Below are 25,915 nucleotides of genomic sequence, written 5' to 3'. Positions count from 1 at the left end.
AAGACATGGAATTTTTAAACGCCTTTTCCCATCTTGATTGGGCCCAAGTCCTGCACCTGACCTGGCAGCACATCACCCTGGTCGGCATTGCCGTGATCCTCGCGATTGTCGTCGGCGTACCCCTCGGCGTGCTGATGACCCGCTTCCCGAGCCTGGCCGGCCCGCTGCAAGCCAGCGCCACTGTGCTGCTGACCGTGCCGTCCATCGCCCTGTTTGGCCTGCTGCTGCCGTTCTACTCCAAATTCGGCCAGGGCCTGGGGCCAATGCCGGCGATCACCGCCGTGTTCCTCTACTCCCTGCTGCCGATCATGCGTAACACCTACCTGGCCCTGACCGGCGTGGAACCGGGCATCCGCGAAGCCGCCAAAGGCATCGGCATGACCTTCGGCCAGCGCCTGCGCATGGTCGAACTGCCCATCGCCGTACCGGTGATCCTCGCCGGTGTACGCACCGCCGTGGTGATGAACATCGGCGTGATGACCATCGCCGCCACCATCGGCGCCGGCGGCCTGGGTGTACTTATTCTGGCTTCCATCAGCCGCAGCGACATGTCGATGCTGATCGTCGGCGCCGTGCTGGTCAGTCTCCTGGCCATCTTCGCCGACCTGCTTCTGCAATGGCTGCAACGCTCGCTGACTCCAAAAGGACTGCTCAAATGATCGAACTTCAACACCTGACCAAGACTTTCCAAAGCAACGGCAAGACTGTCTCCGCCGTGAACGACGTAAGCCTGACCGTCAACGAAGGCGAGATTTGCGTATTCCTCGGCCCCTCGGGCTGCGGCAAGAGCACCACGCTGAAAATGATCAACCGCCTGATCAAGCCCACCTCGGGCAAGATCCTGATCAACGGCGAAGACACCACCGACCTCGACGAAGTGACCCTGCGTCGCAACATCGGCTACGTGATCCAGCAGATCGGCCTGTTCCCGAACATGACCATCGAGGAAAACATCGTGGTCGTGCCCAAGTTGCTGGGCTGGGACAAGCAGAAATGCCACGACCGCGCCCGCGAGTTGATGAGCATGATCAAGCTCGAGCCCAAACAGTACCTGCACCGCTACCCGCGTGAGCTGTCCGGTGGCCAGCAACAGCGCATCGGCGTGATCCGGGCGCTGGCGGCGGATGCACCGTTACTGCTGATGGATGAGCCGTTCGGCGCGGTCGACCCGATCAACCGCGAGATGATCCAGAACGAGTTCTTCGAAATGCAGCGCGCGCTGAACAAGACCGTGATCATGGTCAGCCACGACATCGACGAAGCCATCAAGCTGGGCGACAAGATCGCCATCTTCCGCGCCGGCAAACTGCTGCAGATCGACCACCCGGACACCCTGCTGGCGCACCCGGCGGATGAGTTCGTCAGCAACTTCGTCGGCCAGGACAGCACCCTCAAGCGTCTGCTGCTGGTAAAAGCCGAAGACGCGGCAGACAACGCCCCGTCGGTCAGCCCGGAAACCCCGGTGGCCGATGCCCTGGAGCTGATGGACGAACTCGACCGCCGCTATGTGGTGGTCACCTGCGCCGACAACAAAGCGCTGGGCTATGTGCGCCGTCGCGACCTGCACCGTCAGACCGGCACTTGCGGTCAATACCTGCGCGAATTCAACGCCACGGCCGCGTATGACGAGCACTTGCGCATCCTGTTGTCGCGCATGTACGAGTTCAACCGTTCATGGTTGCCGGTGATGGACGCCGAGCGGGTGTTTTTGGGTGAAGTGACCCAGGAATCGATTGCCGAGTACCTGAGCTCCGGCAAGTCGCGCGGGGGCAAGACCAGTATCGTTTCGCCCGCCGAGACCGCCCTGGCCTGATCTGACACAACACGCCTAAAACTGTGAGAGGGGGCTTGCCCCCGACGGCGGTGTATCAGTCAATATATTCATGACTGACACACTGCCATCGGGGGCAAGCCCCCTCCCACATTTGGTCCGTGGTGTGTCAGGGAAATCCCCCTGATTATCCGCCTGCGGGGAACATCAATCCGTCACACCGGTCGGTTACATAAGTAGCTGCACCCGGTCCCGCGACGAACGCGTGCAAAAACGCGACATTTTTAGTTGATCTCAAGCCCCTCACGCCCTAAAGTTCGCGCCGAACGTCCATGCTGGAAACGATCCATCCGGCTCAAGTACTGACGACGAGACAGCAAGGCCAAGGGAAGCTTATCCCATGGCCTTTTTGCTTTCGGCGACATGCCTTGGGAAGTAGGCGAACCAAAGTGGGGATACGGAGGACGTTCATTTGCACCCATTGATCAATTTAGTTTGCCCTTAGGAGTTCCCAGCATGTCGATCAACGTCGAAGATTATTTCGCGCGCGCCACTTTTGACAAAATGAAGGCGTTCGCCGACAAGCAAGAAACCCCGTTCGTGGTGATCGACACCGCGATGATCAGCCAGGCCTACGATGACCTGCGCGCCGGTTTCGAATTCGCCAAAATCTATTACGCAGTCAAGGCCAACCCAGCCGTCGAGATCATCGACCTGCTGAAAGACAAGGGGTCGAGCTTCGACATCGCCTCGATCTACGAGCTGGACAAGGTCATGGCCCGCGGCGTCAGCCCCGACCGTATCAGCTACGGCAACACCATCAAGAAATCCAAGGACATCCGCTACTTCTACGAGAAGGGCGTGCGCCTGTTCTCCACCGACTCCGAAGCCGACCTGCGCAACATCGCCAAGGCCGCGCCGGGCTCGAAAATCTATGTGCGTATCCTCACCGAAGGCTCGACCACGGCTGACTGGCCTCTGTCGCGCAAATTCGGCTGCCAGACCGACATGGCCATGGACCTGCTGATCCTCGCCCGCGACCTGGGCCTGGTGCCGTATGGCCTCTCGTTCCACGTCGGCTCGCAACAGCGCGACATCAGCGTGTGGGACGCGGCGATCGCCAAGGTCAAAGTGATCTTCGAGCGCCTGAAGGAAGAAGACGGCATCCACCTCAAGCTGATCAACATGGGCGGCGGCTTCCCGGCCAACTACATCACCCGCACCAACAGCCTGGAAACCTATGCCGAGGAAATCATCCGTTTCCTCAAGGAAGACTTCGGCGACGACCTGCCGGAAATCATCCTGGAACCGGGCCGTTCGTTGATCGCCAACGCCGGCATCCTGGTCAGCGAAGTGGTGCTGGTGGCACGTAAATCGCGCACCGCCGTCGAGCGCTGGGTGTACACGGACGTGGGCAAGTTCTCCGGCCTGATCGAAACCATGGACGAAGCCATCAAGTTCCCGATCTGGACCGAGAAGAAAGGCGAGATGGAAGAAGTGGTGATCGCCGGTCCTACCTGCGACAGCGCCGACATCATGTACGAAAACTACAAGTACGGCCTGCCGTTGAACCTGGCGATCGGTGATCGGTTGTACTGGTTGTCGACCGGTGCGTACACCACCAGCTACAGCGCGGTTGAGTTCAATGGCTTTCCGCCGTTGAAGTCGTATTACGTGTAAGACGGCGACGAACAAAAAACCCATGACCTGTCATGGGTTTTTTATCGCTCAGAAACAGGTCATGGCATGTTGCTCATAGGCATCGGCCATCGCCCGAATCCGCGGATCATTCGCCTGCGCCAGCGCCTTGTGCGCCACCCGCAAAAACTTCTGATTGCCGCCGGCCAAGGCCTTGCGCAACCATGCCAGCGCCGCCTCGATCTGGCCGCTGTCGGCCAGTACCGCCGCGTAACTGAACTGCCCACGGAAATCCCCGGCTTCGGCTGAGCGTCGATACCACGCCACGGCAGCGTCCGGATCCCTCGGGCAAAACCGGCCCTCTTCCAGATAGCGCCCCAACAGGTTCATCGACTTGGCGTGGCCCTGCTCCGCCGCCTGGCGATAGCACCTCAGCGCGTGCGCCTGGTCCTCGGCGACACCGCGACCGGTGGCCAGCAGGTTGGCGTAGTTGTATTGCCCCCAGTCCAACCCGGCTTCGGCCGCCAGCCGATAGTCCCGCGCCGCCGCCGCTTCGTCGGCGACGCAGCCCCAGCCATGCTCGCGGCAACGCCCCAGCATATTGCGCGCCATCAGGTGCCCGCCCTGCGCCGCGATCTGGAACCAGCGCAGTGCCAGCGCTTCATCGCGCTCGATGCCGCGCCCTTCCAGCAGGATCTGCCCGAGCAAGGCCTGGGCATCCGCCACGCCCTCCCTGGCCGCGATCAGGATCGCCTGGGCCGCGCGCACTGGCGAGTCGTCGAGCATGCGCTGCAACTGCTCGACGTTGAGCACTTCTTCACGGCGCAATAAAAAGCCCATGCTCAGACCTCGACCCAGCGACGCAACAGGTTGTGGTAAGTGCCGGTGAGCTGGATCAACGCCGGGTGGTCCGGGACCGCCGCGGTCAGTTGCTGGATCGCACCGTCCATCTCGAACAGCAGGGTGCGCTGGCTGTCTTCGCGCACCAGGCTTTGGGTCCAGAAAAACGAGGCGTAGCGCGCACCACGGGTCACGGCGTTGACTTTATGCAGGCTGGAGCCGGGGTACAGCACCATATCGCCGGCGGGCAGCTTGACCCGTTGCACGCCGAAGGTGTCCTGGATCTCCAGTTCGCCGCCGTCATAGTCCTCCGGGTCGCTGAAGAACAGCGTGGACGACAGATCGGTACGCACCCGCTCCTGGCTGCCCTTGGGCTGGCGCACGGCATTGTCGATATGAAAGTCGAAACTGCCCCCGGCCGTGTAGCAGTTGAGCAGCGGCGGGAAGACTTTGTGCGGTAACGCCGCCGACATAAACAACGGGGTTTGCCACAACCGCTCCAGCATCGCCGTACCGATTTCCTTGGCCAGCGGGTGGCCTTCGGGCAATTGCAGGTTGTGCTTGGCCTTGGCGGACTGGTGCCCGGCGGTGATTCTACCGTCGGCCCAGTCGGCGGTTTCCAGGGCTTGGCGAATGCGCTGCACTTCCTCACGAGAGAACAGGCCGGGAATATGCAGCAACATGAGCACTACCTGAGAGCGGAAAGACGTTAATGGTATTGATTCTTATCCTCTCTGTAAAACCCGAAGACGAACGAGATCGTAAAAACCGTAAGGAAAAAGTGTAAAGAATGTAAATTAGCTACGAATAGCAATAAGTCGCAATTGATACAAAGTCTTATTCAGCCTATATTCCGCGGCCTCACATCCTTGGGGAAAGGACACGTCATGTCGCGCACTTGCATAAAAACACCTGCCAGTTCACCACGCCTGCTGGCTTCGGCCATCGGCGTTGCACTCGGCGCCAGCTCTGTCGCCCATCTGGCGCAAGCGGCCGACGACACCGAACAGAAAGGCCAGCGCAACAGCATCTCCCTGGGCGCCACCAGCATCACCGGGGAAGCACAGGACGCCACCTCCTATCAGGTCGAAAAAGCCTCTTCGCAAAAGTACACCGCGCCGCTGGTGGACACGCCGCGCTCGGTCACCGTGGTGCCACAGCAAGTGCTCAAGGACACCGCCGCCACCTCGTTGCAGGATGCCTTGCGCACCGTGCCCGGCATTACCTTCGGCGCCGGTGAAGGCGGCAACCCCCAGGGCGACCGCCCGTTCATCCGCGGTTTTGACGCCCAGGGCGACACCTACCTGGACGGCGTGCGCGATACCGGCGGCCAGAGCCGTGAGATCTTCGACATCGAATCGATCGAAGTCAGCAAAGGCCCGAACTCTTCGTTCGGCGGGCGTGGCTCGGCCGGCGGCAGCCTCAACCTGGTGAGCAAGACACCCCAGGCGCGCGACTTCACCAACGGCGGCTTCACCTACGGCTCCGACCAGACCCGCCGCTACGTGCTCGACGTCAACCGCCAATTCCTCGACGACAGCGCCGCGTTCCGCCTGAACCTGATGAGCCACGAACAAAACGTCGCCGGCCGCGACGCGGTGAATTACGACCGTTGGGGCGTGGCGCCGTCGCTGACCTTTGGCCTGGGCATGCCGACCCGCGTCAACGTCAGCTACTACCACATGGAAAGCGACGACCTGCCGGATTCGGGGATCCCCTACGGTTACGGCTCCGCGACCGCCACCGCCCACGTACACGACAAACCCAACGACGGCGGCGACAGCAATAACTTCTACGGACTGAAGAGTCGCGACTTCCGCAAGACCCGCGCCGATATCAGCACGGTCTCCGTCGAACACGACCTGAACGACAACATGACGCTGAAAAACACCCTGCGCCATGGCAACACCGGCCAGGACTATATCCTCACGCAACCGGACGACAGCAAACTCAACGTCAACAAGTTCGGTACTGTGTGGCGCCGCGCCAACAGCCGCGTGTCGACCACCGAGACCACCACCAACCAGACCGATCTGTTCGGCAACTTCCACGCGCTGGGTTTCAAGCACACCTACTCCACCGGCCTCGAGTTCACCGGCGAAGAAACCCGTGTCAGCAGCTACACCATCAGCCCCAACGCCAACCCGGTCTGCACCGTGGCCAAAGGCAGCCTGGGCGGCCAATGCACCTCGCTGAGCAACCCGAACCCGGACGACGCCTGGACCGGCAGCATCGCGCGCAACTACAACGGCACCAACACCAAAGCCACCAGCCGCGGCGCCTACGTGTTCGACACCATCGAACTGGACCCGAAATGGCTGCTGAACGTCGGCCTGCGCTACGACACCTTCGACACTGAGGCCAACACCAACGCCACCGCCGGGCGCACCAAGATCAAAGACGACAGCCAGTTCTTCAACTGGCAGGCCGGCCTGGTCTGGAAGCCGGTGGAGAACGCCAGCATCTATGCGTCCTACGCCACCTCGGCCACACCGGCCGGTGGTCTGGTCGGTGAAGGCTCCGACGGCAACCCACTGTCCGCCGGCGCCGCCACCAGCGACCTGCAACCGGAAGAAACCGTCAACTACGAGCTGGGCACCAAGTGGGATCTGTTCCACGACCGCCTTTCGCTGACGGCTGCCGTGTTCCGCACCGAGAAGAAGAACACGCGCATTCTGGTGGATGCCCTGACCTACGAGAACGCCGGTGAATCCCGCGTCGATGGCCTCGAACTCTCGGCCAGCGGCAAACTCACGGATCAATGGCAAGTGTTCGCCGGCTACAGCTACCTCGACAGCGAGCTGGTCAAATCCGGACGCAACGGGCGCAACGGGGTGCTCAGCGCCGGCTCCAGCGAGGGCAACCAAATGCCCAATACGCCGAAGAACACCTTCAGCCTGTGGACCACCTACGACATCACGTCGAAGCTGACCATCGGCGGCGGTGCGTTCTATGTCGACGAGGTCTACGGCGATGCCGGCAACACCGTGTATGTACCGTCCTACACGCGCTACGACGCCATGGCCAGCTACAAGCTGACCAAGAACGTCGATCTGCAACTGAACGTGCAGAACCTGACCGACAAAACCTACTACGACAAGGCCTTCTCGACCCACTTCGCCAACCAGGCGGCCGGGCGCACCGCACTGTTGACCACCAGCTTCCACTTCTAAACGGTCAACCCGCAGCCAACAGCCCCACGCATCGATGCGTGGGGCTTTTGCGTGTTAAACAACAAAGTTTCTCGACAACCCACGGCATAATGCGCGCCGTGCTACAGATATCCAGATGAGCGAGGCGGTCCGACGTGTTGAAGAAAACCCTGTTCCAGTTGCACTGGTTCTTCGGCATCACTGCCGGGCTGGTGCTGGCCTTGATGGGGATCACCGGGGCGGCGGTGTCGTTCCAGGATGAAATACTGCGCGCGCTCAACCCCAGCGTGCTGAGCGTGGCAAAACTCGACGCCGGGGTACTGCCGCCCGCCGAACTGGTGCGCAAGCTCGAAGCCAGCGAAGGCAAGCGCGTGTCGATGCTGTGGGTGGAAACCGACAGCGGCACCGCCGCACGCGTGTTCTTCACCCCGCCGCCGGGTGAACGGCGCGGCCAGATGCGTTACTTCGACCCCTACACCGGCGACTACATGGGCGACGCCGTCGGCCAGGACGTGTTCGGGTTTCTCCTGCAACTGCACCGTTTCCTGGCCATGGGCGACACCGGCCGGCAAATCACCGGGGCCTGCACGCTGATCCTGCTGTTCTTCTGCCTGTCCGGCCTGTACCTGCGCTGGCCGCGCCAGGTGGCGAACTGGCGCGTGTGGCTGACCCTGGACTGGCGCAAAAAAGGTCGCAGCTTCAATTGGGACTTGCACTCGGTGTTCGGCACCTGGTGCCTGTTGTTCTATCTGTTGGCGGCGCTGACCGGCCTGTCGTGGTCCTACGAGTGGTACAACCAGGGCCTGAACAAGCTGCTGTCCGACGCCCCGCAGAACGAACGGATGCGCAAACGCGGCCCACCGCCCTCGGGCCCGACGCCGGAAGCCAACTACGCGGCGATCTGGAGCAGCATCTACAGCAGCGCCGGCCCCGACTTGAGTGCCTACAACATCCGCATGCCGGCAGTCGCCGGGCAGCCGGCCACGGTGTTTTACCTGCTGAAAAACTCGCCCCACGACCGCGCGCTGAACCAGATCAACCTGGACCCGGCCACCGGCGCGGTGAAATCCCACGAGCGCTACGCCAGCAAGAGCCTCAAGGCTCAATTGCTGACCAGCCTCTACGCGCTGCACACCGGCAGTTACTTCGGCCTGGTGGGGCGGATCATCCTCACCATCAGCGCGCTGTGCATGCCGTTGTTCTTCATCACCGGCTGGCTGCTGTACCTCGACCGTCGCCGTAAAAAGCGCCAGGTACGCGATGCCCGCGAGCGCCTCAGCGCCAATCACAGCCATGCGCCGGCCTGGCTGATCGGCTTCGCCAGCCAGAGCGGTTTTGCCGAACAACTGGCCTGGCAGACCGCCGGGCAACTGCAGGCCGCGGGCTTGCCAGTGAACGTGCAGCCGCTGGGCAGCGTCAGCCAGGACCAACTGCGCCAATCAGAAAATGCGCTGTTCGTGGTCAGCACCTTCGGCGACGGCGAAGCCCCCGACAGCGCCCGTGGCTTCGAGCGCAGCGTGCTCGGGCAGGACCTGTCCCTCAAAGGCTTGAACTACTCGGTACTGGCCCTCGGCGATCGCCAGTACCAGCACTTCTGCGGCTTTGCGCGGCGCCTGCACTTCTGGCTGACCAACCAGGGCGGCACCCCGTTGTTCGCCCCCGTGGAAGTCGACAGCGGCGACACCCATGCCCTGCAGCACTGGCAACAACAGCTGGGGCAACTCACCGGGCACGCACCGACAGCGGCGTGGCCGAGCGCACAGTATGAAAACTGCAGCTTGAACCAACGCACCTTGCTCAACCCTGGCAGTATCGGTTCGGCTGTGTACCTGCTGGAGCTGAGCGTGCCGTCAGGGCAACGCTGGACGGCCGGCGACCTGGTGGAAATCCTGCCGCGCAACGGCAGCCGGGCCATCGCGCAGTTCCTCGCAGGCCTGGGCCTGGCCGGCAGCGAGAGCGTGCTGATCGACGGCCTGGCCCACGCCCTCGACCAGGCCCTGGCCACCCGCCAATTGCCGGACAACCGCGCCCACCTGGTGGGCCTGCATGCCCAAGCGCTGGTGAACGCGCTGGCGCCCCTGGGCATGCGCGAATACTCCATCGCCTCGATTCCCAGCGACGGCGTGCTGGAGTTGATCGTGCGCCAGGAACGTCATCCGGACGGCACCCTCGGCCTTGGCTCGGGCTGGCTGACCGAACACGCGGCCCTCGGCTCGAGCATCAGCCTGCGCCTGCGCCGCAACAGCGCTTTCCACCTGCCGGACGCGCCTGCGCCGTTGATCCTGCTGGGCAACGGCACCGGCCTGGCGGGTTTGCGCAGCTTGCTCAAGGCACGCATTGCCGACGGCCAGCAGCGCAACTGGCTGTTGTTCGGCGAACGCACCATCGCCCACGACTACCTGTGCCAGGACGAACTGCAAGGCTGGCAGGCCAGCGGTGACCTGGCGCTGCTGGACCTGGCGTTTTCCCGCGACCAGGAGGAAAAGATCTACGTGCAGGATCGCCTGCGCGAATCGGCGGACGTGTTGCGTCGATGGCTGGCGGACGGCGCGGCGATTTACGTGTGCGGCAGTTTGCAGGGGATGGCCGCAGGAGTGGATCAGGTGCTGCATGAGGTGCTGGGCAGTGAGGCGGTGGAGCGCTTGATCGAACAGGGCCGCTATCGCCGCGATGTCTACTGAGATCCTCTAACCACTGAAGAACCTATGTGGGAGGGGGCTTGCCCCCGATAGCGGTGTGTCAGTAACCCAAGAGTTGACTGATCCACCGCTATCGGGGGCAAGCCCCCTCCCACAGTTTTTGACTGTATTCCAAGTCAGTTTTTGACTGCACTCCAATCAGTTTTTGACTGCACCCTCAATCAGACCGGTTGCAGCTTTTGCTCGAACACTGAAACCCCATCCAGATCACGCAGCATCACCGTCAACTCCGCCGTCTGCCCATCGATCTGCACTTCGCCGAAAAACTGGAAACCGGCAAACGGCGAGGTGTTCTGCGCCGGCGGTGCTTTCTCGAAGACCACCTGCGGACCAAAGGTTTTATCCAGCGGATTGGGCCCGAAGCTCCCCGCATTCAACGGCCCCGCGACAAACTCCCAGAACGGCTCGAAGTCCTGGAACGCCGCCCGATCCGGATGATAGTGATGCGCCGCGCAGTAATGCACATCCGCCGTCAACCACACATGGTTGCGCACCTGCTGCGCGCGCAGAAACCCGAGCAGCTCGGCGATTTCCAACTCGCGCCCTTGCGCCGGGCCGGGGTCGTTGTTGGCGATCGCTTCCCAGCGCGGTACGCCCGGGCTGACTTCGCCGTCGGGCACGCCGAGGCCGATCGGCATGTCGGCGGCGATCACCTTCCATTGGGCCTGGGACGTCTTGAGTTCGCGCTTGAGCCAGTCCAGTTGCTCTCGGCCGAGGAAGGGTTTGGCGCCGCCCAGGTTGTCATCGTTGGGCCCGCGATAGCTGCGCATGTCGAGCACGAACACATCCAGCAGCGGGCCATAACTGAGCTTGCGATAAATCCGCCCGCCGCCGTCGGCGCTTTGCCGACGCATGGGTGAATATTCCAGCCAGGCCTGACGCGCATGGCCGACCAGGGTGTTGATGTCCTTGGTCTGGTAACGCTCATCGAGCTGCTTGCTCGGCGACCAGTTGTTCACCACTTCGTGGTCGTCCCACTGCCAGATCTGCGGCACTTCGGCGTTAAAGCGCCGCACGTTTTCATCCAGCAGGTTGTAGCGGTAATTGCCGCGATACTCATCGAGGGTTTCAGCGACTTTGCTCTTGGCCTCGGTGGTGATGTTGCGCCAGATGCGCCCGCCTTCGGTGGTCAGTTGCGCCGGCACCGGGCCGTCGGCGTAGATGGTGTCGCCGCTGTGGATAAAAAAGTCCGGCAGGCGCAGGCGCATGGCTTCGTAGATCCGCATGCCGCCGATGTCCGGGTTGATGCCGAAGCCTTGGCCGACGGTGTCGCCGCTCCACACAAAACGAATATCGCGACGCTGTTGCGGCACGCTGCGCAGGTGGCCGAACCAGGGCTCGCTGGCGACGCCGGTCTGGGCGTCTTCGAAGTGCACGCGGTAGAAAATCGCCTGGTCGGCGGGCAGGCCGGTGAGTTCGACGCGGGCGGTAAAGTCGCTGCGGTTGTCGGCCAGCGGCGAGACGAATCGACGTGGGTTGCTGAACACACTGCGGGTGTCCCATTCCACCACCATCCGCGCCGGGCGGTCGCTGCGGCTCCAGATCATCGCGCGGTCGCCGAGCAGGTCGCCGGACTGCACGCCATCGGTGAGTTGCGGCCGGTCCTTCACCGACGCAATCACCGCCGGTGCCAGCCCCGGCAACAACAGGCCCGCGCCGACGGCTTGCATCACGCGGCGACGGCCGAGATCGAAATGGCTCATGCAAGTGCCCTCTTGAGTATCAAAAGGGCAACTAGAACATGCAGGGATGAAGCCGATATGACACCGCCTTCAAAGCCTCGCAGATCTTAATGTGGGAGGGGGCAAGCCCCCTCCCACATGTTCAACGGTGTCAGGCTTGGGCGGGTGTGACCGCCAGTTCCACCGCTTCCGGGCGTTTGATCAGCGCATACACCAACCCCGTCAACACGCTACCGGCGGCAATCGCCAGCAAGTACAGCAGCGCATGGTTCATCGCATTCGGGATCACCAGCACAAACAAGCCGCCGTGGGGCGCCGCCAGTTTGCAGCCGAAGTACATCGACAGCGCACCGGTCAACGCGCCACCGGCGATGCTGGCCGGGATCACCCGCAGCGGGTCCTTGGCAGCAAACGGGATCGCGCCTTCGGAGATAAAGCACAGGCCCAGAATCATCGCGGCCTTGCCGGCCTCGCGTTCGGTCTGGGCAAACTTGCGCCGGGCCAGGAAGGTCGCGATGCCCATGCCGATCGGCGGCACCATGCCGGCCGCCATGGTCGCCGCCATCGGCGCACCGCTGGACGCCGCCAGCAAGCCGACAGAGAACGCATACGCGGCCTTGTTGATCGGCCCGCCCAGGTCAACGCACATCATGCCGCCGAGCAGGATGCCGAGCAGCACGGCATTGGTGGTGCCCATCGTGCTGAGGAAGTCGGTCAGCCCGGTGAGCAGCCGCGCCACCGGCGGGCCTACCAGATAGATCATCGCCAGGCCTGTGAACAGGCTCGCCAGCAACGGGATGATCAGGATCGGCTTGAGCGGCTCCAGGCTTTGCGGCAGGCGCACCGCGCCGGTGATCAGCTTGACGCAGTAACCGGCGAGGAAACCGGCAATAATCCCGCCGATAAAGCCCGCGCCCAACGTCCCGGCCAGCAAGCCGCCGATCATGCCGGGGGCCAGGCCGGGGCGGTCGGCAATCGAATAGGCGATATAGCCCGCGAGCAGCGGCACCATGAGCATGAAGGCCTGGTCGCCGACGGTTTTCAGCGCCGCCGCCAGGGTGCCTTTTTCTTCAAAGGCATGGATGCCGAACACGAACGACAAGGCAATCAACAGACCGCCCGCCACCACCATCGGCAACATGAACGACACGCCGGTCAGCAGGTGTTTGTAGACCCCGGTTTTTTCCGACTTGGCCACCGCCCCGCTCGCCGCGCTTTCCACGGTGCCTTCGGCCAGGGCCTTGTTGAGGGTCGCTTCGGCTTGCTTGAGGGCGATACCGGTGCCGCAGCGGTAGATCTTCTTGCCGGCGAAGCGCTCGGTGGCGACTTCGATATCCGCCGCCAGCAGCACCACATCCGCCTCGGCAATCGCTTGCGGGCTCAACGGCGTGCGCGCGCCGACCGAACCCTGGGTTTCTACCTGCAAGTCATAGCCCAGGCGCTTGGCGGTCTGCTGCAACGCTTCGGCGGCCATGAAGGTGTGGGCCACGCCGGTCGGGCAGGCGGTGATCGCGACAATACGCGGGGCTTGCTTGGCCGCCACCGGGGCTTCGCTGGCGACATACACCTGAGCCTCTTCGGCGCCGCGCCGCAATACCGCCTCGACGTCCTGCAAGGCCTGGGCCGGGGTGCTCTGATACACACGCTTGCCGACAAACCGCTGCATATCCAGCGGCGTGCTGCTGACCAGCAACACCCACTCGGCAGCATCGAGCGTGGCCTGGGACAACTGGCGTTCCGGGCGCTGCACGTCTACCACTTCGACGCTGGTGCTCCAGCCCTGGCGCTGCGCGGCGGCGTCGAGCAAACGGGCGCACAGCACACTGGTGACCATGCCGTTCGGGCAGGCGGTAACAATGGCTAAATTCATCACAAACCCTCTTATTGTTCTGTCAGCGGGCGCACATGGACGCCGCTTTCGAGACGCGCCAATTGCGCATCATCGCTGATGCCAAACCCGATCTGCGTGACGGCCATCGCGGCAATCGCCGTGGCGCGGCGCAAGGTGGTCTCGGGCAGATCGAAACCGAGCAAACCGTGGAGCATCCCGGCCAGCAGCGAATCGCCCGCGCCGACCGTACTCGCGACGCTGACTTTCGGCGGCGTAGCATGCAGCGCCGTGCCGGGGCTGAACCAGTTGACGCCGTCGGCACCGTGGGAAATCACCACATGCTCGATGCCGCTGGCATGCAAACGCGCGGCGGCCTGGGCCTGTTGGTCGACGGAGTCGGTCGGGCAGTCCAGCGCTTCGGCAAGTTCTTCGGTATTGGGCTTGATCAACCACGGGCCGGCCTGCAACCCGGCGCGCAGGGCAGCGCCGCTGGTGTCCAGGGCAACTTTCAAGCCGAGGTCTTTCAGCAGCACCAATAAGCCCTGGAACCACTGCGGGCTGACACCGCACGGCAAGCTGCCGGCGACCACCACCGCATCGTGCCCCGGGGCGATCAGCGTGAGTTGGTTGAGCAACGCCTGCTGCGCCTGCTCGCTGACCAGCGGCCCCGGCGCATTGATGTCGGTGACGCGGCCATCCTGTTCGGCGATCTTGATATTGCTGCGGGTCTCGCCGGGCACGCGGATGAACGCATCGGCAAACCCACGGCGCGCGATCAGCGCGTCAAAGGCCTGGGGGTTGTCCGCGCCGAGAAAACCGCCGACGGTGACCTGATGACCGAGGTCGGCCAGCACCTGGGCGACGTTCACGCCCTTGCCGGCCGCGTGGGTCAGCATCGTCTCGCTGCGATTGACTTCACCGGGTTCCAGGCGCGCCAGGCGTACCGTGAGGTCCAACGCCGGGTTCAGCGTCAGGGTCAAAATCCTTGCCATCTACACGGCCTCCACAAGGGCTCGCACTTCAGCGGGCGAACCCACCGCGAGTGCTTGTTGCGCCAGGCCCTGGGCCTCGCTCAGACTGAATTCTCGCACCCGCGCCTTCACCTCGGGAATGCTGCGGGCCGACACGCTCAACTCATCCACGCCGAGACCGATCAGCACCGGCACCGCCAGCGGGTCGGCGGCCAGCTCACCGCACACGCCAACCCATTTGCCATGGGCATGGGCGGCGCGCACGGTGATGTCGATCAGTTGCAACACGGCGGGGTGCAGGCCATCGGCCTGGGCCGACAGCGTCGGGTGGCCACGGTCGATGGCCAGGGTGTACTGGGTCAGGTCGTTGGTGCCGACGCTGAAGAAGTCGACTTCCTTGGCCAGCACCGGCGCGAGCAACGCGGCGGACGGCACTTCGATCATGATCCCCAGTTGCAGGTCGGCCACCGGGATTTCCAGGCGCAGGCGCTCGGTCATGTCCCGCGCAGCGCGCCACTCATCGACGCTGCCGACCATGGGGAACATGATGCGCAGCGGCCGGTTATCCGCCGAGCGCAGCAGTGCGCGCAATTGCGCTTCCATGATCTGCGGGCGTTGCAGCGTAAGGCGAATGCCGCGCACGCCGAGGAAGGGGTTTTCTTCCTCGGCGATCGGCCAATACGGCAGCGGTTTGTCGCCGCCCACATCCAGGGTGCGGACCACCAACGGGCGACCGCCGAGGCCATCGAGCACGCGGCGGTATTCAGCTTCCTGGGTGGCTTCGTCCGGCGCTTGGGGGTGGGCCATGAAAATCAGTTCGGTGCGCAGCAGGCCAATGCCTTCGGCGCCCTGCTCCACCGCGCTCGCCACGCCGGCGCTTTCGCCGATGTTGGCGAACACTTCCACGGCGTGCCCATCCCGGGTCAGGGCCGGCTGATGGCGCTGCGCCGAGGCGGCTTGCAGGCGTTGTTCACGGGTGTCGCGTTCGACGCTGGCGCGTTGCAGGGTCGCGGCGTCGGCGTCGACATGCAGGCGGCCGCGCTGACCGTCGAGCAGCAACGGCGTACCGGCGGCCAGCAGCAACACGGCCGGGCCGGCGCCCACCAAGGCGGGGATGCCCAGGGCGCGGGCGACGATGGCGCTGTGGGCGGTGGCGCCGCCACGGGCGGTGAGAATGCCGGCGACGCGGGCCGGGTCGAGGCGCGCCACATCCGACGGGCCGACTTCGTCCATCACCAGGATGTAGGGTTCGTTCGGTTCCTGGACGGTTTCGACACCGCACAACTGCGCCAGCACACGGCGACCGATGTCGCGCAGGTCGGCGGCGCGCTCGGCGAGCAAGGCGTCCTGCAACGATTCCTGCTGCTTGGCGGCGGCTTCGATCACGCTCATCCAGGCGGCTTCGGCGCTTTCACCCTGCTTGAGGCGGGTGTCGACGTCGTCGGTCAGTTCCGGGTCGTCGAGCATTTCCTGGTGGGTGATGAAAATCTCGCGGATCGCCTTGGCCTGGCTGCGTTCGATCAGGCCCTGGATATCGCCGCGCACATCGGCCAGTGAGGCGTGCAGGCGCTGGCGCTCGATGGCCGAGGACTCGCCACGCAACGGATAGTCGAACGGTTGCAGCACCTGGATATGCGCCGGGCCGATGGCGATGCCCGGTGCGGCGGCGATGGCCTGGATCTGGCTGCCGGCCAGGGGCGCGCTGAGCGTCGGTTCGAGCACCACGGCGGCGGCTTGTGCACTCGCGACAGGCAGCGGCTCGACCTCTTCGCCAAGCCCCTCTTGTACCGCGGCCAGCAAGGCGGGCAGCGCATCGTCGGCAATCGTCGGCTCTGCGACAAACTCCAGCACCTGGCCACGCCGGGCGCCGAGGCTGAGCAGCTTGCTCAGGCTTTTCACCGACACGGCGCCCACCGCGCCATCGACGATGCGTACACGAATATCGCCGTCAAAACTTTTTGCCAGTTGCGCGAGGATCTTCGCCGGCCGCGCGTGCAGGCCATGGGCATTGGCCAGGGCGATGCGTGCGCTGGGCCAGTCGGGTGGTAGCTCACCGCCCAATACTTCAAGCACCGCACGGCTGCTGGTGGCGCGGCCCAGTTCCTGGCCACGCCCTTCAATCAACAGCGCACACAGGCGTTCGAGCAAGGTCTGGTGCGCCTCGCCGAGGCTGGCCAGGCAGAACAGACCATTGAGGGGCTGGCCGAGGTAACGCATGGGTTTGTCCGGGGTGACAAACGCCAGCCCCGGGCGCTTGACGGTCTGCTCGCTGTGCAACCACCACAGGCCATCGCCCAGGGGCAGCGCATCGACCTGCTGCAACACGGCGGCAAAGCCATTGCTCACACAATCGGCCTGGCGCAGCAGGCGGGCGCCACGCCACACCAGCTCTTCAAAATCATCGGCGGACACACTGAGCCCGATCATTTGCGCGTCCAATGCCAGTTCCTGCGGCGCGCCCTGCAACAGTTTCAGCAGGGCCTCGGCGGAAGCGGCGCGGCGCAGTGCCTGGCCCAGGTCGGTTTCCCCGAGGGCGCGGGTCAGCAATTGCAGCAGGCGCAGGTGTTCGTCGGATTTGGCGGCAATGCCAATGGCCAGGTAGACGATCTGGCCATCGCCCCAGTCCACCCCTTCGGGGAACTGCAGCAGGCGCACGCCGGTGGAAAATACCTGATCGCGGGTTTCGGGGGTGCCGTGAGGGATCGCGATACCTTGACCGAGAAAGGTCGAACCTTGGGCTTCACGGGCTTGCAAGCCGCTGAGATAACCCTCGGCGACCAGGCCGTCGGCCACCAGTTTGTCAGCGAGCAGGTGCAAGGCAGCAGATTTGTCCACAGCCGTCTGGCCCATGGAAATCTGCTCTATGGTGAGCTCAAGCATGCCGTTCTCCTAGTTAGTGCGTCGGGCGCACTAGGTATTGTTTTGAATAAATCAGTCTAAAGTCGTTCATGAACAAACTGACTGAGCAGTCGGTTGGCAGTAGCCACTCAGTAGCGAACATCGCAAAAATACGCCTGCTGAAACGTTTAATCTAGAATTCGTGGCAGATTACGCGTTAATTGCGCATCCTTGAAGACCCACTCGGCACTTGAGCTGAGACATTGGTCGTCTGCAGTAATCGGTTACGATTGGACAAAATGTCGGGGCAAGCTCCAGAAAACAAGGAAATCCCGGTTTGAAACTCAGTGATATCGCCCGTCTCGCCGGTGTGTCCGTGACCACCGCCAGCTATGTCATCAATGGCAAAGCCGAACAACAACGCATCAGCAGCGCAACCGTCGAGCGCGTGCGTGCGGTGGTCCAAGCCCATGGTTTCACGCCCAACCCCCAGGCTGCGGGACTGCGCAGCCGGCATACGCGCACCTTGGGTTTCATCCTGCCAGACCTGGAAAACCCCAGTTACGCACGAATTGCCAAGTTGTTGGAACAGGGCGCGCGCGCGCGAGGCTATCAATTGCTGATCGCCAGCTCCGACGATGACGCCGACAGCGAGCGCCAGTTGCTGCAACTGTTCCGCGCCCGACGCTGCGACGCGCTGTTCGTTGCCAGCTGCCTGCCGGCCAGCGACGACAGTTATCGCGAGCTGCAAGCCAAGGGTTTGCCGGTCATCGCCATCGACCGGGAGATGGACCCCGCGCAGTTCTGCTCGGTGGTCAGCGACGACCGCCAGGCCTGCCAGCAACTGACCAGCAGCCTGTTGCAACCGCTGCCCAAGCAGATCGCGCTGATCGGCGCGCGGCCCGAGCTGAGCATCAGCCAGGCGCGCGCCGCCGGTTTCCGTGAAGCGCTGCAGGGGTTCGGCGGTGAAGTGATCGTCGAACACGGCGAGGCGTTCAGCCGCGACTGCGGCCGGCAACTGATGGAGCAATTACTGCAGCGCCTGGGGCATTTGCCTGACGCGCTGGTGACCACGTCCTACGTGCTGCTGCAAGGCGTGTTCGACGCACTGCATGACTTCCCGCTCAAGACGCGGCCGCTGCGCCTGGGCACCTTCGGTGATACCCAACTGCTGGATTTCCTGCCGCTGCCGGTGAATGCCATGGCCCAGCAACATCAGCTGATCGCCGACACCGCGCTGCGCCTGGCCCTGGCTGCGATTGAAGAACAACAGTATCAACCCGGCGTAAACGCCATCGGCCGCACCTTCAAGCAGCGCATTCACGAGGTTTGAGCGTGGAGCTGATCGACACCCACACCCACCTGGACTTCCCGGACTTCGACAGCGATCGCCGGCAAGTCCTCGCGCACAGCCGCCAACTCGGCGTAAAGCGCATGGTGGTGTTGGGGGTGTATCAGCAAAATTGGCAACGACTGTGGGATCTGGTGCAAGACGATGAAGGTTTGTTCGCAGCCTTCGGCCTGCACCCGGTGTACCTCGACGAGCATCGCCCCGCCGACCTGACGGCCCTGGGCGACTGGCTGACCCGCCTGCGGGGCCATCGGCAATTGTGCGCGGTGGGCGAGATCGGCCTGGATTACTTCCTCGAACACCTCGACCGTGAAGGCCAGCAACATCTGTTCGAAGCCCAACTCAAGATGGCCGTGGATTTCCAACTGCCGGCCCTGCTGCATGTGCGCCGCAGCCATGCCGCCGTGATCGCCACCCTCAAGCGCATCCGCCTGCCACGGGGCGGCATCATCCACGCCTTCGCCGGCAGCCGCGAAGAGGCGCGCGAGTACATCAAGCTGGGGTTCAAACTGGGCCTGGGCGGCGCGGCCACCTGGCCACAGGCGCTGCGCATGCACAAAGTACTCGCGCAACTGCCCCTGGAAGCCGTGGTACTGGAAACCGATGCACCGGACATGGCCCCCGCCATGCACCCCGGCCAGCGCAACAGCCCGGAACACCTGCCCGAGATCTGCGCCGCGTTGGCCGAGCGCATGGGCCTGAGCCCGTTATCGCTGGCGCAGGCGAGCACACGCAACGCGTGCGAGCTGTTCAATTGGTAGCGGGCTGACGGCCTGCAGGTCCAGGGTCATGCGTTGCCGATGGCGGGCAAAACGCAGCACCAGGCAGTGGATCAGCACCGTCACCAGTGAAAGGTTGAGCTGCTCGATCACACTGAGCAACCCCACCCACTCCGCCACCAGTGCCACCAGCAAGGTCACGCAGGTCAGGATGATCATGCTCGGGCGAACCAGCGCCCACTGGTCCAGCGCACGAAATTGACGCTGCTGTTTGCGACACCGCAACTGCAGGCCCGACTGGCAATACACGCACTCGAACGGTTCGTCGATGGCAATCGCGTTCAACTGCCAAGGCTTGAGTTCAAACGTCATGTCGCATCGGGCGCAGCGCCCTCTGATACCGAATGCAGCGATCATCGCCGTGCCTCCTTGGGACTGTGACCAGGTGAAACAAATTTTCACCTATTCACGCCACCAGAAAAGATACGTCGCAAAATTAAGACAAACACCACAACCACAAAGGACAAATCCTACTAACAGGCCCTACACCCGAAATGCGCCGATCAGTTGCTTCAGCTCGATCACCTGCTGCGACAACTGCCGGCTGGCCGCTTCGGTCTGGTACGCACCGTCGGCCGCATGCTCTCCGGCGCGGTTGATTTCGACGATGTTGCGGTCGATGTCGTGGGCGACCGCGGTTTGCTGCTCGACGGCGGCGGCAATCTGCTGGTTCTGATCCACGATCATGCCGACGGCGCCGAGAATATTTTCCAGGGCCTGCTGGACCTTTTCCGACTGGCCCACGGTGCCTTCAGCCATGGCATGGCTGGTGCCCATGGCCTTGACCGCCGCGCCGACACCGCTGTGCAAGCGGCTGATCATCTGCTCGATCTCTTCAGTGGAGTGCTGGGTGCGCCGGGCCAGGGTCCGCACTTCATCAGCCACCACCGCAAAGCCGCGGCCCTGCTCCCCGGCGCGGGCCGCTTCGATCGCGGCGTTGAGCGCCAGCAGGTTGGTTTGCTCGGCGATGCTCTTGATCACTTCCAGCACGCTGCTGATGGATTGGCTGTCGGTGGCCAATTGATTGATCACGCGTACCGACTCATCGATCTCCGATGCCAACCGCGCAATGCTGCCTTGCTGGGACTGCACCAGGCCACGGCCGCTGACGGTTTCATCGTTGACGCTATGGGCGCTGCTCACCGCCGCCGCCGCGCTGCGTGCCACTTCCTGGGCGGTGGAGGACATCTGGTTCATGGCCGTCGCCACCTGTTCGATCTGGCTGCGCTGCCCGGAGACCGCCTGGTTACTGCGGGCCGAGATCGCCTCGACCTGGCCGGCCTGCAACTCAACCTGGCTGACGGTGTGCCCGACGCGCTCGATCAGGTCGTGGATCTTGGCCACGGTGCCATTGAACACTTGGCCCAGTTCGCCCAACTCGTCGCGGCTGCGGGCGACAAACGTGACGGTCATATCGCCCGCCGCCACCTTGTCCATCATCGCCCCCAAGCGCCGCAACGTGGTACGCGTCGAGGCATAGAAACCGGCGTACAGATAAAAGATCAGCAAAAACACCGCCGCCAGGGCCGACACCAGTACGACCATGTGCGTGCGGTTTTGCGTCAGCCGTTGCTCCAACTGCTGTCCGAGGAAACCCAGGGTGGCCTCATTGAGTTGGTAGGTCTGGGCCATCAGTTGACTCACGTCGTCGTAGAAGCCCTGCCACGGTGCGTCGAGGGTTTCGGCCATCACCACCTGCTCTTCAAACAGTTCACTGCCTTGCTTGAGGCTCGCGTTGCTGGCCTTGGCCAGGCTGTCGAGCGCTGTGTGGGCGGCTTTGCTGGAGCCCAGGGCGTCCTGCAGCTTCAAGCCGTATTCGGCCTGGAGTTTTTCCAACTGCTGCAACAGCTCGTCGAAGCGCGTGCTGGAGGAGGAGTTGAGAAAACCCTGGCCGAGGGAGTACGCGCCCATTGCCCGCCCTTCGCCCAACGTCTGGGTGACTTGCGGCGTGACGCCGGTGATCAGTTCGCTGAGCTGGCGCAGATCACTCTGGGGGTCGCGGCTCAAGCCGGATTGGCTGGCGATGATCTGGCTGAGCATCTGCGCCTTGTTCAGCAGTTTGCCGATCAGCGCACTTTTGCTCTGTAGCGATGACTCCTGTTGCTGTGCCTTGAAGGCGCCGACCAGTTCGTCGCGCTTGGCGTCGAAGACGGCGACTTGCTCGGGGTCGGTGGCCATCGCGCTCAGGCCTTGCAGGCGCGCCAGCACACTCTGTTCCAGGGTGTTGATCGTGCCCTCCAGATCGCCCGCCTTGCCGGATTGGCCGAGGGTCGCGTTGATCTGCACCTGGTTGTTCAGGGTTTCCAGGTCACGGCGCAAGGCCAGGCTGCTGCCGAGCAAATCCAGGCTTTGCAGTTCGATGCGGGTGCCCTGGAATTCACGCCAGGAGTCGCGCACCAGGAAATAGTTGGTCGCCAGCATCGGCAGCAGGAACAACACGCTGATCAAACTGAACTTCATGCCGAAGCTCAGGCGGTTCATCAGCGCGACGGCGGGATAGAGCAAGCTCTTCACAGGTGAACTCCCTTCCTATTATTTTTATTTGAGGCGCAGGGCGGCGGCAGATAGCCACTATTTGGCGCTCTACTTGTATAGCTCAAATCGCAAGGGAGTTTTGTAACGTAAAGTTAACGCGCTGTGGGAGCAGGCTTGCTCCCACAGGGATTGAGCGTGACCGCTAGGGCAACACGGTCCAGATGGCGAAACCGGCATACCACAGCACCGCCGCGCGCAGCAGCAGTTCCCACAGGCGATCCAGGCTGTTGATGCCGTCGGCACCCACCACCGGCGGCAGGATTTCGGCGGCCACCAGGCCGACTTTGTCCACCAGTTGCGCGGCACTGATGTCCCAGCTCAACAGCTCGTGGAGCATCACTCGGCTGACCGCGACAAAGTTGCCCACCAAGGCGAAGCTCGCCGCCAGCAAGCGCACCGGCAACCAGTCAAAGGCATGCCGCAGTTGCGCGGCACGCTCGGCCACCAGAGGGTTCTGACTGTGTTCGCTGGCTAGCGCCAGCAGGCGATAGGCCAGGGCTGCGACCGGGCCCAACAGGAAATACCAGAAGATCACCGCAAAGAAGCTCTGATAGGCCTGCCACAGGAGATACCCCTGGACACCCTCCAGCAACTGCTCGCCACTGTCGGCAGCGACCTTCAGGTCACGCTCGGCCACATGCTCGGCGGCCTGCAGGTCGCCGCGCCGCCAGGCATCGCGGAACGGGCCAAGCCCGGCCAGCAGATCACCGCGCCCCAGGCTGTAGATCAGCACCAGCAAATGCACCGGCAGCGCCAACAGGCCGTAGGCCACCGGTTCCAGCATCAGCAGCAACAACGCCACCACGGCTACCGGCAGCAACACCAGCAGCGCCAGAATCAACCAGGGCTGTTCGCCCAGGCGCGGGCTCGATTCCAATCTGGCCAATTCGCGCAGCCATCTGCCGTCGCGCTGCAACTTTTGGCGCAAGGCCGAGAATTTCTCGATCCAGACCGCCAGCACCAACACCAGGAAACTCATTGTGCGTGTCCTCCATCCTGCAGGGCGCTGCGAAAGCGCATCCAATCAAAAGCGGGCCCGGGATCGGTCTTGCGCCCCGGGGCGATATCGCTGTGACCACAAATGCGCTGACGGGTGATGCCCGGGTAAGTCGCCAGCAACTGACGTGTCAGGTCGATCAGTGACGCATATTGGGCATCGGTAAACGGCAGGTCATCCGTACCTTCCAACTCGATCCCCAGGGAAAAGTCATTGCACGTTTCGCGCCCCTCGAAGCTGGAAACCCCGGCATGCCAGGCGCGGTCGAGGCAGGACACAAACTGCGTCACCCCTCCGTCGCGTTCAATCAGAAAATGCGCTGACACGCGTAGGTCGGCAATCCCTGCAAAGTAAGGATGTTCCGTGACATCCAAGCGATTCTGGAAAAATTCCTGCACCTTGCCGGTGGCGAACTGCGCCGGCGGCAGGCTGATGTTATGCACCACCAACAGCGAGACTTCACCTGCGGGGCGCTCGTTGAAGTTGGGCGAAGGGCAATGACGAACACCCTGGCACCAACCGCTGGCGGGGTCCAACTGCATACAGGTTCCTTGAACGTGACTAAGTCTGACCAGTATGCCGCGTTCAGCCCTATGGTTGCGATCACTTGCCGCGATTGAGTTGACGCAAGTTACCCGCCACCGTCGCCAGCGCACGTTCGAACAGCAGGGCTTCGTCCAGGATACGCAACGCACCACGCTTGAACGCCAGGGCCAGTTGGCCGGCGCTGCGCTCGAGTACCTTGAGCCCGGCGCGGTTGACGAAAACATAGCGATCGGCCGGTGCCATGATCGCGTTCAGTTTGCCGCGCAGAGCGGTTTCCTCGGGTTCCAGGAACTCCAGCCAAACGCCGACGCGCAATTGGCGCACCTTGAGCAGGTCGGGATCATCCGCGGCCAGGTCCTGCGCGGCATCGGGCAAGCCAGAGTCGAACACGAAGGGCTCCTGCACCTCGATCAACCTCTCGCCGCCCTCGAACGCCTGAACATGCAAGGCCTGCAGCCGAACAAAGAACTCACGGGTGCTGAAAGGGTCGAACCCCGCGCCGCTCATCCCGTCGCGCAAGGCCTTGAGCAACGCCGGCAACTGCTCCAGCAGATGCCGCCCGGCCTCGGTGTCGTCGTGCAGGCTAACGCTCCAGATCAACTCGTCCAGGGTGCGCAGCCCCGCCTGCCACTGCACCGATTGCTCACCGTGCTTGAGGCTGGCCAGCAACAGCACCTGGCTCCAGGCCTGTTGCACAAACTGCACCACCGAGCGCGGCAGGACCTTGCCCAGCAAACGCCGGTTCAGCACGTCGGCCACGCGCTGTCGGGCCGCCTCGTTACGCAGGCGCGCTTCCTCGGTATCGCGGGTGTGCTGTTCGAGCAATGCACTGTGCCGGCGCTCGTCAGCGGTAAACGCGCAGAACTCCGACAGCAGTTCGGAAAAAAACGCCGGGTCTTCGGCAAAATCATTCAGCAACCGCTGCACCACCTGCTCGATGCGCAGGTACAGGCTGTCACGCGGGTTACCCTCAGCCGGGCTCCAACCGATGGCGGCACCGGCGATTTCGTTGAGCAGCCGCCGCGCCGGATGGCCGGCGCGGCTGAAAAGGCTCTTGTCCAGCACCGCCAGTTTGAGCATCGGGATCTGCAACCGGGCGATCAAGGCTTTGAAGGCGTCCGGGACGGCGTGGTCATTGAGGATGAATTCGAACAACAGCGCGACCAGGTTGATCACGTCTTCGTCGGCCTCTTCCACGACCCGGGATTTGCCGCTCTTGACGCTGACTCGGGTCAGCAGTTGCTTCAACTGGTTGCGCAGGTCGAAGTCGTCCTCGACATCCGGCTCCGGCACGTATTGCTGCAAATGGGACAACAGCCGCAGCAGGTCGCGGGTGGCAATGGGCTGGGGCTCGGCGCTGGCTTCCAGGGTCGGCGCGACACTGCCGCGCACGGCGCCCAGCAGCGCTCGCAAGGTAGAAAAGGCGTGCTCGCCATTTTCGTCGACTGGCTGGTCGGCGCTTGGCAACCGGGCTTCGCGCGTGTGCTTGCACGGTACGCGCCCGCCGGAACGACGGGCCGGCACCGCCTTGAGTTCAGGCAGCACGCCGGTGGCGACCAGCAACTGATTGGCCTCACCGTACAGGTGGTCGGCGTCGCTGAGCACGTACTTTTCAAAGAGCTTGAGCATGACCAGCTTGACGCGAATTTCCACGCCCAGGCTGCGCCCCGCGCGCAGGAAAAACTCGCACAGCAGCGCCGGCCCCAGGGGGTTCTCGCAGTCATCCATGGACCTGCCGAGCAAGGCGCCCAGGCGAGTGGTCAGTTGCCCCAGGGCGAGGCCGTCGCGATGCTGCACCCGCCCGAGCATTGCCTCCAGCGCCAGGGCTTTTTCCAGGTCCTCCCTGAGGATGCCGGGCACCTTGTCGTAGGACACCACCGGCACCAACTGCCGTTCACCGCGCCCTGCCCCGCCCAGGTTGGCGAAGGCCTCGAACAGTTGCCCCATGAACACGCGCTCGAAATTCTTGCGCTTGAGACGCAGGTCGCGCATGGCTTCAAAGAAAATATGGTGGTCGACGTTGTTAAGGGCCTTGTCGGCCATTTCGAACAGGGTGTCGTCGGCGTTATCGAACAGCTCCTGCAAACCTTGCTGCAGTTGCTGCGCAGCCTTGTCGCGAACCTGCAGCAACACCACCGGTAGGCGCGCGAGCGGCGATGGCGTGGTCTGTGCCTTATTGATCGGCACCACCTTTCCGTCGTTGTGCATCCAGGCCTCCTGAAACGGCGGTGTGGGTAGGGCAAAGTCGGGGCAGGCCCAGTTGGGCACTGCGAATATCCGGTTAC

Annotated in this window: 18 protein-coding genes and 1 pseudogene; 7 read left to right on the top strand and 12 right to left on the bottom strand. The window is 63.4% G+C overall.

Translation table 11 applies throughout. The features are described from left to right. Positions 1 to 5 precede the first annotated feature (5 nt). The 3 genes from C8K66_RS15805 to C8K66_RS15795 all read left to right on the top strand — a co-directional run bounded on the left by C8K66_RS15805 (position 6) and on the right by C8K66_RS15795 (position 3,451). A complete protein-coding gene (locus tag C8K66_RS15805; RefSeq protein ID WP_017845447.1) occupies positions 6 to 659 on the top strand; it encodes an ABC transporter permease in 654 nt (217 codons plus the stop codon). After that, positions 656 to 1,813: a betaine/proline/choline family ABC transporter ATP-binding protein gene (locus C8K66_RS15800; protein ID WP_017845448.1), complete on the top strand. Its 1,158-nt coding sequence runs from the start codon at positions 656 to 658 to the stop codon at positions 1,811 to 1,813. The genes C8K66_RS15805 and C8K66_RS15800 overlap by 4 nt, the downstream gene beginning before the upstream one ends. Positions 1,814 to 2,287: 474 nt before the next feature. Then, the gene (locus tag C8K66_RS15795) at positions 2,288 to 3,451 is read left to right on the top strand and encodes a type III PLP-dependent enzyme (RefSeq protein WP_017845449.1); all 1,164 of its coding nucleotides are present in this window, start codon (positions 2,288 to 2,290) and stop codon (positions 3,449 to 3,451) included. Positions 3,452 to 3,499: 48 nt separating this feature from the next. On the opposite strand, the gene C8K66_RS15790 is transcribed toward C8K66_RS15795, so the two are convergent. Continuing rightward, a complete protein-coding gene (locus C8K66_RS15790) occupies positions 3,500 to 4,249 on the bottom strand; it encodes a tetratricopeptide repeat protein (RefSeq protein ID WP_108525357.1) in 750 nt (249 codons plus the stop codon). Positions 4,250 to 4,251: 2 nt separating this feature from the next. Beyond that, positions 4,252 to 4,932 carry a Fe2+-dependent dioxygenase gene (locus tag C8K66_RS15785; protein WP_108525355.1) on the bottom strand — a complete coding sequence of 227 codons (681 nt, stop codon included), beginning with the start codon at positions 4,930 to 4,932 and terminating at the stop codon, positions 4,252 to 4,254. 204 nt (positions 4,933 to 5,136) lie between these two features. Between C8K66_RS15785 and C8K66_RS15780 the strand changes: the two genes are divergently transcribed. Together C8K66_RS15780 and C8K66_RS15775 are read left to right on the top strand one after the other, a co-directional pair. After that, on the top strand, positions 5,137 to 7,422 hold the full coding sequence (locus C8K66_RS15780; protein ID WP_108525352.1) for a TonB-dependent siderophore receptor: 2,286 nt from the start codon (positions 5,137 to 5,139) through the stop codon (positions 7,420 to 7,422). Positions 7,423 to 7,556: 134 nt separating this feature from the next. Beyond that, positions 7,557 to 10,082, top strand: coding sequence for a sulfite reductase flavoprotein subunit alpha (locus tag C8K66_RS15775; RefSeq protein WP_108525350.1), 2,526 nt, complete (start codon positions 7,557 to 7,559; stop codon positions 10,080 to 10,082). 179 nt (positions 10,083 to 10,261) lie between these two features. Here the strand turns inward: C8K66_RS15775 and C8K66_RS15770 are convergent, their stop codons facing one another. The 4 genes from C8K66_RS15770 to ptsP all read right to left on the bottom strand — a co-directional run bounded on the left by C8K66_RS15770 (position 10,262) and on the right by ptsP (position 17,464). Then, complete coding sequence (locus tag C8K66_RS15770; RefSeq protein WP_108525348.1) at positions 10,262 to 11,803, bottom strand: alkaline phosphatase; 1,542 nt, start codon at positions 11,801 to 11,803, stop codon at positions 10,262 to 10,264. Positions 11,804 to 11,933: 130 nt separating this feature from the next. After that, the gene (locus C8K66_RS15765; protein ID WP_017845455.1) at positions 11,934 to 13,652 is read right to left on the bottom strand and encodes a PTS fructose-like transporter subunit IIB; all 1,719 of its coding nucleotides are present in this window, start codon (positions 13,650 to 13,652) and stop codon (positions 11,934 to 11,936) included. 11 nt (positions 13,653 to 13,663) lie between these two features. After that, entirely contained in the window at positions 13,664 to 14,605 is a 942-nt protein-coding gene (gene pfkB, locus C8K66_RS15760; protein WP_046384720.1) for a 1-phosphofructokinase, read from the bottom strand. Then, on the bottom strand, positions 14,606 to 17,464 hold the full coding sequence (ptsP, locus tag C8K66_RS15755) for a phosphoenolpyruvate--protein phosphotransferase (RefSeq protein ID WP_108525346.1): 2,859 nt from the start codon (positions 17,462 to 17,464) through the stop codon (positions 14,606 to 14,608). A gap of 295 nt (positions 17,465 to 17,759) precedes the next feature. On the opposite strand from ptsP, the gene cra reads away from it, so the two are divergent. Both cra and C8K66_RS15745 read left to right on the top strand, forming a co-directional pair. After that, the gene (cra, locus tag C8K66_RS15750) at positions 17,760 to 18,755 is read left to right on the top strand and encodes a catabolite repressor/activator (protein ID WP_017845458.1); all 996 of its coding nucleotides are present in this window, start codon (positions 17,760 to 17,762) and stop codon (positions 18,753 to 18,755) included. Positions 18,756 to 18,757: 2 nt separating this feature from the next. Then, positions 18,758 to 19,534: a TatD family hydrolase gene (locus tag C8K66_RS15745; protein WP_046384722.1), complete on the top strand. Its 777-nt coding sequence runs from the start codon at positions 18,758 to 18,760 to the stop codon at positions 19,532 to 19,534. Here the strand turns inward: C8K66_RS15745 and C8K66_RS15740 are convergent. The 6 genes and pseudogenes from C8K66_RS15740 to C8K66_RS15720 all read right to left on the bottom strand — a co-directional run bounded on the left by C8K66_RS15740 (position 19,481) and on the right by C8K66_RS15720 (position 25,838). Beyond that, positions 19,481 to 19,909, bottom strand: a complete 429-nt coding sequence (locus tag C8K66_RS15740; protein ID WP_017845460.1) for a hypothetical protein — start codon at positions 19,907 to 19,909, stop codon at positions 19,481 to 19,483. The two genes, C8K66_RS15745 and C8K66_RS15740, sit on opposite strands and share 54 nt — an antisense overlap. A 126-nt stretch (positions 19,910 to 20,035) precedes the next feature. Further along, positions 20,036 to 20,740: a methyl-accepting chemotaxis protein gene (locus C8K66_RS31655; protein ID WP_370737529.1), complete on the bottom strand. Its 705-nt coding sequence runs from the start codon at positions 20,738 to 20,740 to the stop codon at positions 20,036 to 20,038. Positions 20,741 to 20,893: 153 nt separating this feature from the next. Further along, positions 20,894 to 21,097, bottom strand: a pseudogene (locus tag C8K66_RS31650) (HAMP domain-containing protein); the annotation flags it as partial. A 1,132-nt stretch (positions 21,098 to 22,229) separates the two neighbouring features. Next, positions 22,230 to 23,066 carry a regulatory signaling modulator protein AmpE gene (gene ampE, locus C8K66_RS15730; RefSeq protein ID WP_108525342.1) on the bottom strand — a complete coding sequence of 279 codons (837 nt, stop codon included), beginning with the start codon at positions 23,064 to 23,066 and terminating at the stop codon, positions 22,230 to 22,232. Then, positions 23,063 to 23,626: a 1,6-anhydro-N-acetylmuramyl-L-alanine amidase AmpD gene (ampD, locus tag C8K66_RS15725; RefSeq protein WP_017845463.1), complete on the bottom strand. Its 564-nt coding sequence runs from the start codon at positions 23,624 to 23,626 to the stop codon at positions 23,063 to 23,065. The genes ampE and ampD overlap by 4 nt, the downstream gene beginning before the upstream one ends. 61 nt (positions 23,627 to 23,687) lie before the next feature. Continuing rightward, positions 23,688 to 25,838 (bottom strand): DUF1631 domain-containing protein, encoded by a 2,151-nt coding sequence (locus C8K66_RS15720; RefSeq protein ID WP_108525340.1) that lies wholly within the window; start codon positions 25,836 to 25,838, stop codon positions 23,688 to 23,690. Positions 25,839 to 25,915: the final 77 nt, after the last annotated feature.

Source organism: Pseudomonas sp. GV105, assembly GCF_003058185.1.
Lineage (GTDB): Bacteria > Pseudomonadota > Gammaproteobacteria > Pseudomonadales > Pseudomonadaceae > Aquipseudomonas > Aquipseudomonas veronii.
Note: the sequence above shows the minus strand (reverse complement) of the source record. Positions and strands in the feature narration are given on the sequence as shown.